The organism is Amycolatopsis oliviviridis, assembly GCF_014654365.1.
In the GTDB taxonomy this organism is placed as follows: Bacteria; Actinomycetota; Actinomycetes; order Mycobacteriales; family Pseudonocardiaceae; genus Amycolatopsis; species Amycolatopsis oliviviridis.
The window spans coordinates 22,244-37,142 of sequence record NZ_BNAY01000007.1 but is presented as its reverse complement, the minus strand read 5'-3'; the positions used below and the strand labels follow the sequence as shown (position 1 = coordinate 37,142).

Here is a 14,899-nt window from a genome sequence, read left to right as displayed (position 1 = left end):
CTCACCGCCGCGCCGGTCCAGTGGCCAGGATCGGGGCATGAGCGAGAAACCGATCGATCTGCAGACCGCGCTGGCCGGATTCGACGAGATCTGGAGCCCGCGGATCGTCGCCCACGTCAACGACTACGACGTCCGCCTCGCCAAGGTCGCGGGTGAGCACGTCTGGCACGTCCACGAGAACACCGACGAGTTCTTCCTCGTCCTCGACGGCAGCCTGGACATCGCGTTGCGCGAGGAGGCGGGCGAACGGGTCGTCACGCTGCCGCGCGGTTCGGTGTTCGTCGTCCCGCGCGGCACCTTCCATAAACCGTCCTCAGTGGACGGTGCTTCGCTGTTGCTGTTCGAGCCGACCGGGACGCTTTCCGTCGGCGACCGGCACGACGAGGTCCCCGACCACGTCCAGGTCACCGTCGGCCAGGAAATGTCTTTCTAGCCAACGGAGAACGTCTTGCGATAGGCACTGGGGCTCGTTCCCCGCAGTTTGCCGAACTGGTGCCGCAGCGCCGCGGCGGAGGCGTAGCCGCACGCGACCGCGATGTCCTCAATGGACAGACGGCCCTCTTCGAGCAACGACTGCGCGCGATCGAGACGGCGTTCGGTGAGCCACCGGTGCGGGGTCGTCCCGGTGGCCGCCGAGAACCGCCGCAGGAACGTGCGCTCCCCCAATCCGCTGCGGCGGGCGAGTTCCGCGACGGTGAACGGCTGATCCAGCCGTCGCTCGATCCATTCGAGCGCCTCGGCGAGCACGGTGTCGTCCGGCGCGGCGGTCTCCGGGACCGGCGCCTGCACGAACTGCGCCTGCCCGCCCACCCGGTGCGGCGCCGCGACCATCCGCCTGGCCAGCGTGGTGGCCGCGGCGACACCGCGGAGTTCGCGCACCAGATGCAGGCACAGATCGACGGCGGCGACGGTCCCCGCGCTGGTGAGGACGCCGCCGTCGTCGACGTACAACGCCTTCGGGTCGACCTTCGCCGTCGGGAAGCGCGACCGGAACTCCTGCTCGTAGATCCAGTGGACGGTGCAGTTGCGCCCGTCGAGCAGCCCCGCGTAACCGAGCGAGAAGACGCCCGCGCAGAAGCCCGCGACCCAGGCGCCCCGGCTCGCCGCGTCGCGAAGGACCTCAAGGACCGGCTCCGGCGGGCTCGCGCTGCGCGGCGCGCAGGTCGGGACGATCAGCAAATCCGCGGACGCCGCGAAGTCCAGGCTCGCCAGCCCGTCGAGCCCGAAACCGGACCAGCTCAGGACGTTCTCGCCGCCGGGCGAGCAGACCGCGAAATCCCAGCCTTCGATGCCGTCGGCGCTGCGATCGGTGCCGAAGACCTCGCATGCGACGCCGAGTTCGAACGGCGAGACCTGGTCGGCGAGCACCACCGCGACCTTCTTCACATCCATCCGGGCAGTGTGTCACAAGTTTTGCGGTCGATGTCATCTCTGACACTGGTTGAGCGCGGGCACGAGGGCGAAAGTGGTGCTCATGAACAAGAACAACCCCCTGCTCCAGTGGACGGCCGCGATGGCGCTGTCCGGCACGATCGGTGCCGTCGTCCTGGAAAGCGGTGCCGACGCGCCCGCCTTGGCGTTCGCGAGGAGCCTGGTCGGTGGCCTGCTGCTCCTGGTGTGGAGCGCCGCTCGCGGCTGGCTCCGCCCGTGGACGCTCACCCGCCGAGACCTGCTGCTCGCCGTCCTCGGCGGGCTGTTCCTGGTCGGGAACTGGGTCCTGCTGTTCGCCTCATACGCGCTGTCGTCGATCTCGGTCAGCACCGTCGTCTACCACACGCAGCCGCTGATGCTGGTCGGTCTGGCGGCGGCGTTCCTCGGCGAGAAGATGGCGAAGAGCCAGCTGATCCGGGCGCTGATCGCGTTCGGCGGGGTGACGCTCATCTCCCTGTCCGCGCACGGTGCCGACGGCAAACCCGTGCGCCTGGAAGGGATCGCGCTCGCCCTCGGCGCGGCCGCGCTCTACGCCGGCGCCTCGTTCGTCGCGAAGCAGCTCAAACACCTGCGCCCGCACGTCCTGGCGGCCGTCCAGCTGGTGACCGGCACGATCGTGCTCGCCCCCGCGCTGCTCGTCACGCCGCTGCCCACGGACACCTCAGGGCTGCTGTGGCTGGTCCTGCTGGGCACGGTGCACACCGCGCTGATGTACGTCCTGATGTACGCGAGCATCGGAAAGCTGCCGACCACGACGGTGGCGCTGCTGTCGTACGTCTATCCGGTGGTCGCGGTGGTGGTCGACGTCCTCGCCTACGGGCACCGGCCGACCTGGCCGGAGGGTGTGGGGATGCTGGCCGTCCTGGCGGCCGCCCTCGCCCCGAAACGCGCGCCCGCACCCCGTCCCGAAGCCCGCCCCGCCCGCGTTTAGTCCTCTGAATGCGAAAAGCGGCGCCCCGGTCCGAAGACCAAGGCGCCGCTTTCGACGTCAGGACGTCACTCGTGGTTCGGACCGGTGTGGTACTCGAACACCAGCCCGCCGATGGCGACGATGACCAGGCCCAGCGCGATGATCAGCAGCCAGACGTGGAAGAACGCGAGCGCGACTCCGGTCAGCGCGGCGGCCGCCGCGAGACCGATCGGCCAGTAGCTGCCCGGGCTGAAGAAGCCCAGCTCGCCGGCACCGTCGCTGATCTCGGCGTCTTCCCGGTCCTCCGGCCGCGGCTCGATGCGCCGCGCCACGAACTGCAGGTAGCTCCCGGCCAGGAAGGCCAGGCCACCGGTGAGGATCAGGGCCACCACACCGACCGGCTCGACGCCGTCCCGGGTCATCGTTCCGGTCATGTACGCGTAGATACCCGCCACGACGACGGAGAAGACCGCGACGAGGAAGAAAATCCGTCCTTCGACCTTCATGGACGTTGCCTCACTCCTGTTTCGGGCTCGAACAGCCGGGTCAGTTGGACGCGACCCGCGCGGTGCGGTCGGTGTTGAACGGGGTGGTGGTGACAGCGTAGGGCGAGCACAGTTCGCCGCAGTTCATCGCCGTCAGCGCCTCGGAAGCCGTGTTGGGCTTGCCGCTCTTCGGGTTCACCGTCCCGCGGAGCTGGATGTACTGCGCGTACTTGTCCGGCGACAGGGCCCTGACCTCGAAGTTCATCCCCGAGTGGTAGGTGCCGCACAGTTCGGCGCAGCGGCCGACGAACGAACCTTCCTTGTCGATCGAGTTCTGGAAGGTGAAGTCCTGGTTGTTCTTCTCCGGGTCCGGCATGACGTCCCGCTTGAAGTGGAACTCCGGCACCCAGAACGAGTGGATGACGTCCGCCGACCGCAGGTTGTACTGGATCGTCTTGTTCGTCGGCAGGACGAGCAGCGGGATCTCGGTCGAGCTGCCGACCGTGGTGATCTCGGGGTCGTCGTGGTTCTTGGAGTCGCTCTTGTACTTGAACTCCCAGTTCCACTGGAACGCGACGATGTCGACCGTGACGTCCGGGTTGTCCGTCTCGGCGAGCACGCGGTTCTCGGTGGTCGCGGTGAAGAAGAACAGCACGCAGACCATGATCGTCGGGACGACGACCGTGAAGATCTCCAGCGGGATGTTGTACTGGAACTGACGGGGCAGTTCCTCTTCCGCGCCGTCGGCGGTCTTCTTCTTGCGGTGGAAGATCGCGGTCCAGAAGATCAGCGCCCAGACGATGACACCGACGACCAGCGCGGCGACGACCGTCCACGTCCACAGGGTGCGCATGTCGTGCGCCTGCGGGGTCACCCCGACCGGCCAGCCGAAGCGGAGGATCTCGTCCCCGGAACAGCCCGTCGCGGTCAGCATCACCAGCGCGGCGAGCGCTGCGATACGACCAGCCCGCTTAACCGGGATGCGCTCTGGATTTCCCACTGCGCCTTGCCCTTTCACCCAGAGCCTCCTCGACCGATCTTTGTGACAGGGCGGAGCCTAGCCGAGTTACGGCGCCGCGCTGACTAAGGGGTAACCACAACACGCGTATCCCCCACCACATCCGGGTGTACACACCCACCGGCATACTGGGCCCTTCTCCCCCGCTCGGCCAACAAGAGGTGTGTGAACTAGACGTGTGCGGCCTGCTTGGACTGATCTGTTCGACCGAAGCCGACGCGGCGAGCGCCCGTGACGCCGTCGACGCGGCCATGCGCTGCCAGCGGCACCGCGGCCCCGACGAGCACGACACCTGGGCCGACGCCGAGGTGGTCTACGGCTTCAACCGGCTGGCCTTCATCGACGTCGACCACGCCCACCAGCCGCTGATCTGGGGTCCGCCGGAGGCGCCGGAGCGCTACACGCTGAACTTCAACGGCGAGATCTACAACTACAAAGAGCTGCGCGACGAACTGGCCGCCGAGCACGGTGCGAAATTCGCCACAGAGGGTGACGGCGAGGCGATCGTCGCGGCGTACCACTACCTCGGCGACGACGCGGTGAAGAAGCTGCGCGGCATGTTCGCCTTCATGATCTGGGACTCCCAGGAGAAGGTCGTCTTCGGCGCGCGCGACCCGTTCGGCATCAAGCCGCTGTTCTACTCGGCCGGCCCCGGCAAGGTCGCCTTCTCCAGCGAGAAGAAGAGCCTGCTGGAGCTCTCCGGCGTGCTCGGGGTCGAGGACGAGCTGGACAAGACGGCTCTCCAGCACTACCTGGTGCTCCAGTACGTGCCGGAGCCCGAGTCGATGCACACCGGCGTCCGCCGCGTCGAGTCCGGCACGTCGTTCCGCGTGGTCCCCGGTGGTGACGTCGAGTTCACCCGCTACTTCCACCCGCAGTTCACCGCGAAGCCGGTCAACAGCCAGGCCGAGGCCGACGAGCTGTACGAGCGCATCGCCGATGTGATGCGCGACTCGGTCGGCAAGCACATGATCTCCGACCCCGACGTCACGGTCGGCGCGTTCCTCTCCGGCGGCATCGACTCCACCGCGACCGCGACGCTGGCCAAGGAGCACAACCCGAACCTGATCGCGTTCACCACCGGATTCGAGCGCGAGGGCTACTCCGAGGTCGACGTCGCCGCCGAATCGGCCGCCGCGATCGGCGTGAAGCACGTGGTCCGCACGGTTTCGGCGGACGAGATGATGGAAGCGCTGCCGCTCATCGTCTGGTACCTCGACGACCCGGTGGCCGACCCGGCGCTCGTGCCGCTGTGGTTCATCGCCCGCGAAGCGCGTAAGCACGTCAAGGCGGTGCTGTCCGGCGAAGGCGCCGACGAGCTCTTCTGCGGCTACACGATCTACAACGAGCCGATCTCGCTCGCGCCGTTCGAGAAGATCCCCGGCGGGATGCGGAAGATCATCGGCAAGGTCTCCACGAAGATCCCCGAAGGCACCCGCGGCAAGGACCTGCTGCGGCGCGGGGCGCTGCCGCTGGAGGACCGCTACTACGGCAACGCCCGCAACTTCCGCGACGACCAGCTCCGCAAGGTGCTGCGCACGTACGAGGAAGGCATCGGCTTCAAGGACGTCACCGCTCCCTGGTACAAGATCTCCGAGGACTGGGACCCGGTCGCGCGGATGCAGCACGTCGACCTCTACACCTGGCTGCGCGGCGACATCCTGGTCAAGGCCGACAAGGTGACCATGGCGAACTCGCTGGAACTGCGCGTGCCGTTCCTCGACGCCGAGGTGTTCAAGGTCGCCTCGACCATCCCGCTCGACCAGAAGCTCGCGCACGGCACCACGAAGTACGCGCTGCGCCAGGCACTGGCGAAGATCATCCCGGGGCACGTGCTGAACCGACGCAAGCTCGGCTTCCCGGTGCCGATCCGGCTCTGGCTGCGCAACGAGATGTACGACTGGGCAAAGGGCATCATCTCGGACTCGCAGACCGACGCGCTGCTCGACAAGAAGGCCGTCCTGGCGCTGCTCGACGAGCACAAGGCCGGGCAGCTCGACCGCAGCCGCCAGCTGTGGGCGCTGCTGGTGTTCATGCTGTGGCACGGGATCTTCGTCGAGAACCGCATCAAGCCCGAGATCCCGGAACCCGTCTACCCGGTGAAGCTCTAGGTCGTGTCCGGCGAGTCGGTTCGATGGGCTCCGTGATCCAGGTGGTTCCTGACGGTGCGGCCGGTTCGGACTCGTACCGCGGGTTGTACTCGACCGGACCGGCCGTGCCGTCAGGGGCCGCCTGGGCGCGGAGACCGCGAACTGACTCGCCGGACACGGCCTAGTCACGACTCGACACGCTGGCCTTCACCGTTCACCCGGTGGAGGCCAGCATGGAGCGATGGACTTCGTCCTCGTGCACGGCACGACGCAGAGCCCGGCAGGCTGGGACCGCGTGGCCAAGTTGCTCAGGGCCGCCGGGCACCGCGCGATCGCGGTGGACCTGCTGACCCCGGCGGACCTGCCTGTCGAGGGCTACGCGCAGCACGCGCGGGACCAGTACGACGGCGAGCGGCCGGTCGTGGTGGCCCATTCCGGGACCGGGGTCCTGCTCCCCGCGATCGCCGAGGCGCTCGACGCGCGGGCGATGACGTGGGTCGCCGCCTACATTCCCGACTTCTCCGGTGGCCGGAGCCTGCGCGACGAGGTCGTGGAGCTGTTCGCCCCCGAGTGGATCGGCGTGGACCCGACCGCGGATCCCGCGAAGGCGTCGGAGTTCCTCTTCCACGACTGCGATCCCGAGACCGAACATCTGGCGCTGGACAGCCTGCGGCTGTTCAGTCCCGCGGTCCTCGCGGCACACCGCGCCGGGCCCGCGCCGGAGATCCCGTCGACGGTGATCGTCCCCACGCGCGACCGCACGCTGAAACCGGAGTGGATGCGCCAGGCCGCCCGGGACCGGCTCGGCGTCACCGCGCTCGAAATCGACGCCGGGCACTGCCCGCACATGTCGCGCCCCGCCGAGATCGCCGGGATCCTCACCGGACACGCGTGAAGGCCCCCTTCCCTCGGCTCAGCCGAGGGAAGGGGGCCTTCACGCGCTTTGGATCAGCCTCAGACCGGCAGGATCGAGGCGATCTCCTCGGCCGACTCCGGCCCGAAGGCCTCCTTCAGGCGGCCCAGAACGTCCGTGCGGTCGAAAGCCCACTCCTGCGTGCCCACGGTCTCCAGCACCAGCACGGCGATCAGCGAGCCCAGCTGCGCCGAGCGCTCCAGGCTGAGCCCGCCGTCGAGGCCGGCGATGAACCCGGCGCGGAAGCCGTCGCCGACGCCGGTCGGGTCGACCTTGCCGCGTTCCGGGACGGCGCCGATCTGCAGCGCGAGGCCGTCCTTGCCGATGATCTCGACGCCCTTCTCCCCGAGCGTGGTGATCCGCATGCCGACGCGGTCGAGGACGTCGGCCTCGCTCCAGCCGGTCTTCTGGAGCAGCAGTTCCCATTCGTAGTCGTTGCTGAACAGGTACTTCGCGCCGTCGACGAAGGCGCGCACCTGCTCGCCGTCCATCCGGGCCAGCTGCTGCGAGGGGTCGACGGCGAAGGTGTAGCCGCGCTGGCGGCACTCCTCGGCGTGCCGGACCATGCCCTCGGGGTCGTCCGGGCTGATCAGCACGAGCGACAGCTCACCGGCGTGCGCGGCGACCGGCTCGAGTTCGATGTTGCGGGATTCGGCCATCGCGCCGGCGTAGAAGGTGGCGATCTGGCAGAGGTCCTCGTCGGTGGTGCAGACGAAGCGGGCGGTGTGCGCGATCTCCGAGACCAGCACGCCGGCGGTGTCGACGCCGTGCCGCTCGAGCCACGAGCGATAGTCGGCGAAGTCGGCGCCCACCGCGCCGATCAGGATCGGGCGCTTTCCGAGTACGCCGAGGCCGAAGGCGATGTTCGCGCCGATCCCGCCCCGCCGGACGACCAGGTCGTCGGCCAGGAAGCTCAGGGACACGCGGTGCAGCTGCTCGGCGATGAGCTGCTCGGCGAACCTGCCCGGGAAATGCATGAGATGGTCGGTTGCGATACTGCCGGATACTGCGATCCTGGCGCTGTCTGCCACCGGTTCTCCTTGATCGGTCGGCCTCGCGGAGACGAGGACGGCTAAGTTACCCGCAGGTCATGCCCCATACGGGTTGCTTCAGGCACGGCCATCAACACTACCGGTTGGTAGTGGTGTCCTACTCGAACATGAGTCATTAACTTGTCGTTCGTGACCACTTCCGCGTATCACCTAGAGCCGGAATCGATCGGCGAACTCATCGCCGACTGTGCCGGCATCCCGTCGTCCCTCCAGGCCGAGAACCTGCCGCTGCCCCGGCAGATCGCTCCGCCCTGGACCGTGGACGAGCGGTGTCTCGCCCAGGTCGCCGATCTGGACGCCTACGTCTGATCCGCAGGGTGCTAGAGCCACAGGCATGAAGAAGGGCCGCGACCTGGGTGAGGTTCGCGGCCCTTCTTCCTGCCTCGACGCGGTTCAGTGGAAGCTGTCGCCGCAGGCGCAGCTGCCGGTCGCGTTGGGGTTGTCGATCGTGAAGCCCTGCTTCTCGATCGAGTCGACGAAGTCGATAACGGCGCTCGACACGTACGGCGCGCTCATCCGGTCGACGGCCACACGGAGCCCGTCGAAGTCACGGAACAGGTCACCGTCGAGCGTGCGCTCGTCGAAGAACAGCTGGTAGCGCAGGCCCGCGCACCCACCGGGCTGGACGGCGATGCGCAGGTGCATGTCGTCACGGCCCTCCTGCTCGAGCAGGGCCTTCGCCTTGACGGCGGCGGCGTCGGTCAAGGTGACGCCGTGCGTCTCCTCGGCGGTTTCGGCCTGAGCTGCGGCTGCCTGCTCAGCGGTCGTCATGGTTCTCCCTCTGGTCGAACTCGCTGCGGGTACTCGTCTTGCACATGGTCCAACACGTCGGAGTCCCGATCTGTTCCCCTCCATGGTGACATATCGCTCGGCCTGGTGCGTGGCACCGTGACGGCTGCAACTACCCTGGTGAGGTGAGGTTCCTGCGCCGTAGCACCACAGACTCCGCCACGACGGACACCGAGACGCCCGACAGCGAGGCCGTCGAGGTCCAGGCCAAGGCGTATACGCCCGGCAAGGGCAAGGCCACGCCCAAGCGGCGTGAGGCCGAGGCCAAGCGCCGCGGCCCGGTGGCGCCCCCGCCGACCACCATGCGCGAGGCGATGAAGCGCAACAAGGAACTGCGCAAGTCCGCGAAGTCGGACCCGGAGTACAAGGCGAAGCAGCGCAACGCCGCCAAGGAACGCCGCGAGCGGATGATGGCGGGCGAGGACAAGTACCTGCTCCCCCGTGACCGCGGCCCGGTCAAGGCCTACATCCGCGACCTGGTCGACTCGCGGCGCAACCTGCTCGGTCTGTTCATGCCGCTGGCGATCCTGGTGTTCGTCGCGCTGATCCTGCCGTACCCGGAGGTGCAGCGGTACGCGACGCTGCTGTGCACCGTGATGCTGCTCGGCATGATCGTCGAGGGCGTGCTCAGCGGGCGCCGGATCGCGAAGATGGTCCGCCTGAAGTTCCCGAACGAGGCGATCAAGGGCACCTCTGTCGGCTGGTATTCCTTCATCCGCGCAAGCCAGATCCGCAAGCTGCGCGTCCCCAAGCCGCGGGTCAGCCCCGGCGACAAGATCTGAGTGGCCACATAGCCTGAGCAGGCGAAACCCGGGTCGTTAGCGTGGCTAACGGCCTGGGGTAGAGTTCGGCTCATGGAGTTTCGACGCCTAGGCCGCAGCGGCCTCAATGTCAGTGAAATCTCGTACGGCAACTGGCTCACCCACGGGTCCCAGGTGGAAGAGGACCAGGCCCAGGCCTGCATCAAGGCGGCGCTCGACGTCGGCATCACCACGTTCGACACCGCTGATGTCTACGCGAACACGGCCGCCGAATCGGTGCTCGGCCGCGGCCTGAAGGGCCTGCGCCGCGAAAGCCTGGAGATCTTCACCAAGGTCTACTGGCCGACCGGCCCCAAGGGCCCCAACGACCAGGGGCTCGGCCGCAAGCACATCATGGAGTCGGCGCACGCTTCGCTGAAGCGGCTCGGCACCGACTACGTCGACCTCTACCAGGCGCACCGCTTCGACCGGACCGTCCCGCTCGAAGAGACGTTCCTCGCCTTCGCCGATCTCGTCCGGCAGGGCAAGGTGCTCTACGTCGGCGTCTCCGAGTGGACCGCCGAGCAGATCACCCAGGGTGCCGCGATCGCGCGCGAGCTGAAGGTGCCCCTGATCTCGAACCAGCCGCAGTACAACGCGCTGTGGCGGGTCATCGAGGCGCAGGTCGTCCCGGCGTCCGAACGTGAGGGGCTCAGCCAGATCGTCTGGTCGCCGATCGCGCAGGGCGTACTCACCGGCAAGTACAAGCCCGGTCAGCCGCTGCCCGAGGGCTCCCGCGCGACGGACGAGAAGGGCGGCGCCAACATGGTCGCCCGCTTCCTCAACGACGACGTCCTCGAGCGTGTCCAGCGGCTTCAGCCGCTCGCGGACAAGGCCGGCCTGACGATGGCCCAGCTCGCCGTGGCGTGGGTGCTGCAGAACCCGAACGTCGCCTCGGCGATCATCGGCGCTTCGCGGCCGGAGCAGGTGCACGAGAACGTGAAGGCGGCCGGCGTGAAGCTGGACGCGGATCTGCTCGCCGCCATCGACGAGGCCCTCGACGGCGTCACCGAGACCGACCCGACGCTGACCCGCTCGCCCTGATCCCCCTGAACGCATTTAGCCGACTAATTGCGGACGCTTTTCCCGCAATTAGTCGACTAAACGCGACGTTCGCCTTGCGTCAGTCCCCGTGTACCCGTGACTGGTACGCGATCTGACCGTCGAGATCGAGGGCGTCACCGGGGGCCCGCAACGGGTCGATTCCCAGGCCCCGCAACAACCTGCTCGCACCGGCGACCCGGTCACCGGTCCGGCCGTCGAGCCGCTCCGGCCGGTGGCCCCGCTGGATCAGCAGGCCCTCGACGTCGTCTATCAGCCGGTACGGGTCGTAGACCTGCTGTTCAGGCATGGCCACCGCCGGATACCCAGGTCTTCCCGGTGATCCGTTCGTAGACCTCGGTGTAGCGCTTGCGGGTCGCTTCGACGATCTCGTCCGGGATGGCGGGGCCGGGTGGCGTCTTGTCCCAGCCGGTGGTCGTGGACCAGTCGCGGACGAACTGCTTGTCGAACGCGTGCTGCGTCCGGCCCGGCTCGTACTCGTCGGCGGGCCAGAACCGCGACGAGTCCGACGTGAGGACCTCGTCCCCCAGCGTCAGCACGCCGTCGGCGTCGAAACCGAATTCGATCTTGGTGTCGGCGATGATGATGCCGTTCTTCGCCGCGTGCTCCGCGCCCTTGGTGTAGACCTCCAGCGTCAGATCGCGGATGCGGTCCGCGGTCTCCTGGCCGATCTCGTTCACGACGTCGGCGAAGGTCATGAACTCGTCGTGGCCGGTGTCGGAGATCTTCGTGGTGGGCGTGAAGATCGGCTCGGGCAGCTTGTCGGCCTCGACGAGACCGGCGGGCAGTTCGACGCCCGAGACCTTGCCGTCGCGCCGGTATTCGCGCATGCCGAGACCGGTGAGGTAGCCGCGCGCGATGCATTCGACCTGGATCATCTTCAGCGGCTTGCAGCGCGTGGCGCGGCCGGCGAATTCCGCCGGGACGTCGGTCGTGGAAATGACGTGGTTCGGCACCACGTCGGCCATCTTTTCGAACCACCAGGCGGAAAGCTGGTTCAGCAGCGCACCCTTGTCCGGGATCGGGGTCGGCAGCGAGACGTCGTAGACCGAAACGCGATCCGACGCGACGAGCAGAATGTCGCCGTCGATTTCGTAAAGGTCCCGGACCTTACCCGCGTGAATGTGCTTCATGCCCCGTCCTCGATGTTGTATTCGTAGAAAATCCAGTGGTCCGGCAATGCCGCCGATTCGCCGTACTCGAGTACGTCTCCCTCTGCGGACAAGAACCTGTTACGGCTCAACAAAATCGCCGAACCTTCGGCCACACCGAGTTCCTTCGCCTCCTCAGCACCCGCCAGCCCCGCGGCGTGCTGAGAATGAGTCGACGTCAGAACCCGGCCTGTCCGGTCCGCAACGTATTTGACCGTGCCTTCGACGATCCGCACCGGCTCGAACAGCAACGGCGCCTTCGCCGCGACAGCGCCGTCGAACCACGAAACGGACGTCGACACCGGCACGTCCTGACCGGCGTACGTGGTCCGCCGCCGCCGGATCGCCGGAGCGCCCTGGTCGATACCGAGGGCGCCCGCCACCCGCTCCGGGGCCGGGACGAGCCCGGCCTGGCGGATTTTCGCGTAGTGGCCCGGCGGATAGACCTTGCCTGTTCGCGCGATCGAGATCGTCCGATCGTGCGCTGAGCGGTGCAGTGCCCTGGTCTGCACCACTGTCCCGATCCCGCGGACCGCGCGGACCAGACCTTCCGCCCGGAGCGTGGAGAGCACCTTCATCGCCGTCGCCATCGCGACGTTCCAGTTCCTGGCGATCTCCCGCGCGGACGGGACCGCGTCACCTTCCTTCAGCCTGCCCGAAACGATGTCGTCGCGAATGTTTCCCGCGATCTGGAGATACGGCGGTTCGGGTCGGTCGACGGCGGGCAAGGTGACTCCTCACAAGGTCGCGCGGTGCGCACAAGCGTTCTAGCACACCAATGGGCGAGCACCAAGGATCCTGCTCACACCCCATTATTACGTACTAGTACACATTCTGGACGGTGCTCTAGTACACCTGTTACTCTCCGCAGAGTTCCCGAAACCCGTTGGGGGGCTCGATGAACCATCTGAGCATCGACGAACTGCTCGAAGAGCTTCGAAGACGCCGGTGGGTCGTCTACATCTTCGGCCCCCGCGAGGAGCCGGAGGTCTGCGCCGCGGTCTTCCAATGGGACACCTGCGCCGACGTCCTCATCCTGCGCGGCGAGGAACGGGCGAGCGCCTTCCGGGTCACCACCCTCCCCGACACGGACGTCTTCCACCCGGCGCTCGTCTCGTGGCAGTACCACTCGACGGCCGACTGGACCCTGCGCGCGGTGCTCACGATCCCGCCGCCCGGCGACGCCGCCGCACCGATCCAGTTGCTGCAACCACATCCGGACTGCGTGATCCCCATGGAGGCACGCCAGCCGGTCACGATCCTTCCCGCTGACGGAGCCAAGGCCGGACAGGGAGATCCCTAACCTCGGCCGATCACCTGCTCGGCGACAACGAGGTCGTGCGGGTAGGTGATCTTGAGGTTCTCCGCGCTGCCTGGAACCCACCGCACCGGCAGCGCGGAGAACCTTTCCATGCAGGAAGACGTGTCAGTGCCGACGAAACCCTCGCGCTCCGCCGTTTCGTAGGCCGCCAGCAACGGGGCGGCACGGAAACCCTGCGGGGTCTGCACCCGGATGGCGCCGGGCAGCGCGCCGGAAACGCTGTCGCCGTCGACGCGCACGATGTCGTCGGCCGCGACGCCGGGCACCGCTCCCCCGTACCGCCGTGTGTCGGCGAGGACGTCCGCGATCAGGTCCGGGGTGACGAGCGGGCGGGCCGCGTCGTGCAGCAGCACCGCGTCGATCTCGCCGCTGTCGATGCGGGAAGTCAAGTGGCGCAAGGCGTTCAGCTCCGAACCCTGCCGCGTCGCGCCGCCGTGGACGAGTTCGACCTCGCCCGGATGCGCGGCGAGCACCTCGCGCGCGAGTTCGGTGTCCTGCGGCCGGATGACCAGCACGAGCACGTCGATTCCGGGCACCCGGGCGAAGGCGTCGAGCGACCACGAGACGACCCGTTTGCCCGCCACCGGCAGGTAGACCTTGTTGAGCTTCGCGCCGACCCGGGTGCCCGCTCCGCTCGCGAGCACCACCCCGGCGGCCTTCGTCTGAGCCACAGGCAACTCTGGCACAGGCGGGTGGGTAGGTTGGGCCCGGCCACCGAAGCGATCCGAAGGGGCAGGGCGTTGGACGACGAAAACCTCGAGTTCGCCGAAGTCGAGCAGCCTGATGAACACGCGCGCTCGGCGGCGATCGCGCTGCACTCGAAACTGATCAAACCGGCGGGCTCGCTGGGCAGGCTCGAGGAGCTGGGCGTCTGGGTCGCGGCGTGCCAGGGCCAGTCGCCGCCGCGTCCGTTCACGCGGCCCCGGGTCGTGGTGTTCGCCGGAGACCACGGCGTCGCCGTGAAGGGCGTCTCGGCCTATCCGGGCGAGGTCACCGCGCAACTCGTCGGCAGCATGCTGACCGGAGGCGCGGCCATCAACGTGCTGGCGGCCTCGGCGGGCGCGAGCGTCCGGGTGGTCGACATGGCCGTCGACAGCGACGCCCCCGCCACGCGGTCGATCGGCGAGTTCAAGGTGCGGCGCGGATCCGGCTCGATCGACGTCGAGGACGCGCTGACCGACGACGAGGCCCGTGCCGCCGTCCGCGCGGGCAGGACGATCGCCGACGCCGAGGTCGACGGCGGAGCCGACCTGCTCATCGCGGGCGACCTCGGGATCGGGAACAGCACCCCGGCCTCGGTGCTGGTCGCGGCGCTGACCGGCAGCGAGCCGGTGGCGGTCGTCGGCCGTGGTTCCGGGATCGACGACAACGCCTGGATGCGCAAGGCCTCGGCGGTCCGGGACGCGCTGCGACGGGCGAGGACCGTGCTGGCCGACCCGGTCGCGCTGCTGCGGACCTCCGCCGGCGCCGACATCGCCGCCATGGCGGGTTTCCTCGCGCAGGCCTCGCTTCGGAAGACGCCGGTCATCCTCGACGGCCTGGTCGCCGCCGCGGCCGCGCTGGTCGCCGAAGAACTCGTCCCGGGCGCGCGGAAGTGGTGGACGGCGGGTCAGCGCGGCGGTGAACCCGCGCACGCGCTGGCGCTGGAGCACCTCGACCTGGAGCCGATCCTGGACCTGGACGTGCGCCTCGGCGAGGGTACGGGCGCGGTCGCCGCGCTGCCGCTGGTGTTCATGGCGACGCGGGTGCTCGCGGAGATGGCGACGCACGAGCAGGCCGGGGTGAGCGGGCCGCTGATCGAGGCCCCCGCTTCCTGACCCACTGCGCTCCGGCGTGCAATGAAAGGCCCCTTCATCGCAAATTTTGCGATGAAGGGG

Annotated in this window: 18 protein-coding genes; 9 read left to right on the top strand and 9 right to left on the bottom strand. The window is 68.3% G+C overall.

Translation table 11 applies throughout. From position 1 onward, the window contains the following. Positions 1-37 precede the first annotated feature (37 nt). The gene (locus IE302_RS28085; RefSeq protein ID WP_191257448.1) at positions 38-433 is read left to right on the top strand and encodes a cupin domain-containing protein; all 396 of its coding nucleotides are present in this window, start codon (positions 38-40) and stop codon (positions 431-433) included. Here the strand turns inward: IE302_RS28085 and IE302_RS28080 are convergent. After that, entirely contained in the window at positions 430-1,392 is a 963-nt protein-coding gene (locus IE302_RS28080; RefSeq protein ID WP_191257447.1) for a GlxA family transcriptional regulator, read from the bottom strand. The genes IE302_RS28085 and IE302_RS28080 overlap by 4 nt on opposite strands. 82 nt (positions 1,393-1,474) lie before the next feature. Between IE302_RS28080 and IE302_RS28075 the strand changes: the two genes are divergently transcribed. Continuing rightward, on the top strand, positions 1,475-2,362 hold the full coding sequence (locus tag IE302_RS28075; RefSeq protein WP_191257446.1) for a DMT family transporter: 888 nt from the start codon (positions 1,475-1,477) through the stop codon (positions 2,360-2,362). Between the two features lie 65 nt (positions 2,363-2,427). Here IE302_RS28075 and IE302_RS28070 read toward each other — a convergent pair whose 3' ends face one another. Together IE302_RS28070 and ctaC are read right to left on the bottom strand one after the other, a co-directional pair. Continuing rightward, complete coding sequence (locus tag IE302_RS28070) at positions 2,428-2,847, bottom strand: cytochrome c oxidase subunit 4 (protein WP_007029867.1); 420 nt, start codon at positions 2,845-2,847, stop codon at positions 2,428-2,430. Positions 2,848-2,887: 40 nt separating this feature from the next. Then, a complete protein-coding gene (gene ctaC, locus IE302_RS28065; protein WP_191257445.1) occupies positions 2,888-3,826 on the bottom strand; it encodes an aa3-type cytochrome oxidase subunit II in 939 nt (312 codons plus the stop codon). A gap of 194 nt (positions 3,827-4,020) precedes the next feature. On the opposite strand from ctaC, the gene asnB reads away from it, so the two are divergent. Continuing rightward, entirely contained in the window at positions 4,021-5,955 is a 1,935-nt protein-coding gene (gene asnB / locus IE302_RS28060) for an asparagine synthase (glutamine-hydrolyzing) (protein WP_191257444.1), read from the top strand. Between the two features lie 220 nt (positions 5,956-6,175). Further along, positions 6,176-6,829 carry an alpha/beta fold hydrolase gene (locus IE302_RS28055; protein ID WP_191257443.1) on the top strand — a complete coding sequence of 218 codons (654 nt, stop codon included), beginning with the start codon at positions 6,176-6,178 and terminating at the stop codon, positions 6,827-6,829. Positions 6,830-6,888: 59 nt separating this feature from the next. Here IE302_RS28055 and IE302_RS28050 read toward each other — a convergent pair whose 3' ends face one another. Further along, the gene (locus tag IE302_RS28050; protein WP_191257442.1) at positions 6,889-7,878 is read right to left on the bottom strand and encodes a carbohydrate kinase family protein; all 990 of its coding nucleotides are present in this window, start codon (positions 7,876-7,878) and stop codon (positions 6,889-6,891) included. Between the two features lie 141 nt (positions 7,879-8,019). On the opposite strand from IE302_RS28050, the gene IE302_RS28045 reads away from it, so the two are divergent. After that, on the top strand, positions 8,020-8,208 hold the full coding sequence (locus IE302_RS28045; RefSeq protein WP_101609500.1) for a hypothetical protein: 189 nt from the start codon (positions 8,020-8,022) through the stop codon (positions 8,206-8,208). A gap of 84 nt (positions 8,209-8,292) precedes the next feature. On the opposite strand, the gene IE302_RS28040 is transcribed toward IE302_RS28045, so the two are convergent. After that, the gene (locus IE302_RS28040) at positions 8,293-8,670 is read right to left on the bottom strand and encodes a HesB/IscA family protein (protein ID WP_005164197.1); all 378 of its coding nucleotides are present in this window, start codon (positions 8,668-8,670) and stop codon (positions 8,293-8,295) included. A gap of 143 nt (positions 8,671-8,813) precedes the next feature. Between IE302_RS28040 and IE302_RS28035 the strand changes: the two genes are divergently transcribed. Both IE302_RS28035 and IE302_RS28030 read left to right on the top strand, forming a co-directional pair. Beyond that, positions 8,814-9,470: a DUF3043 domain-containing protein gene (locus IE302_RS28035; RefSeq protein ID WP_191257441.1), complete on the top strand. Its 657-nt coding sequence runs from the start codon at positions 8,814-8,816 to the stop codon at positions 9,468-9,470. Positions 9,471-9,542: 72 nt separating this feature from the next. Continuing rightward, positions 9,543-10,532 (top strand): aldo/keto reductase family protein, encoded by a 990-nt coding sequence (locus IE302_RS28030; protein WP_191257440.1) that lies wholly within the window; start codon positions 9,543-9,545, stop codon positions 10,530-10,532. A gap of 79 nt (positions 10,533-10,611) precedes the next feature. Here IE302_RS28030 and IE302_RS28025 read toward each other — a convergent pair whose 3' ends face one another. From IE302_RS28025 to IE302_RS28015, 3 genes are read right to left on the bottom strand one after another with little or no spacing between them, the layout of a single operon-like run. Further along, complete coding sequence (locus IE302_RS28025) at positions 10,612-10,839, bottom strand: hypothetical protein (protein ID WP_039795309.1); 228 nt, start codon at positions 10,837-10,839, stop codon at positions 10,612-10,614. Next, on the bottom strand, positions 10,832-11,683 hold the full coding sequence (locus IE302_RS28020; RefSeq protein ID WP_191257439.1) for a phosphoribosylaminoimidazolesuccinocarboxamide synthase: 852 nt from the start codon (positions 11,681-11,683) through the stop codon (positions 10,832-10,834). Before IE302_RS28020 ends, IE302_RS28025 begins: the two co-directional genes overlap by 8 nt. Beyond that, positions 11,680-12,429, bottom strand: a complete 750-nt coding sequence (locus IE302_RS28015) for a GntR family transcriptional regulator (RefSeq protein ID WP_191257438.1) — start codon at positions 12,427-12,429, stop codon at positions 11,680-11,682. The genes IE302_RS28020 and IE302_RS28015 overlap by 4 nt, the downstream gene beginning before the upstream one ends. A gap of 170 nt (positions 12,430-12,599) precedes the next feature. Between IE302_RS28015 and IE302_RS28010 the strand changes: the two genes are divergently transcribed. Next, complete coding sequence (locus IE302_RS28010; protein WP_191257437.1) at positions 12,600-13,004, top strand: hypothetical protein; 405 nt, start codon at positions 12,600-12,602, stop codon at positions 13,002-13,004. On the opposite strand, the gene IE302_RS28005 is transcribed toward IE302_RS28010, so the two are convergent. Then, positions 13,001-13,669 carry an IspD/TarI family cytidylyltransferase gene (locus tag IE302_RS28005; protein ID WP_191257785.1) on the bottom strand — a complete coding sequence of 223 codons (669 nt, stop codon included), beginning with the start codon at positions 13,667-13,669 and terminating at the stop codon, positions 13,001-13,003. The genes IE302_RS28010 and IE302_RS28005 overlap by 4 nt on opposite strands. 93 nt (positions 13,670-13,762) lie before the next feature. On the opposite strand from IE302_RS28005, the gene cobT reads away from it, so the two are divergent. After that, complete coding sequence (gene cobT, locus IE302_RS28000; RefSeq protein WP_191257436.1) at positions 13,763-14,839, top strand: nicotinate-nucleotide--dimethylbenzimidazole phosphoribosyltransferase; 1,077 nt, start codon at positions 13,763-13,765, stop codon at positions 14,837-14,839. The last annotated feature ends 60 nt before the right edge of the window (positions 14,840-14,899 follow it).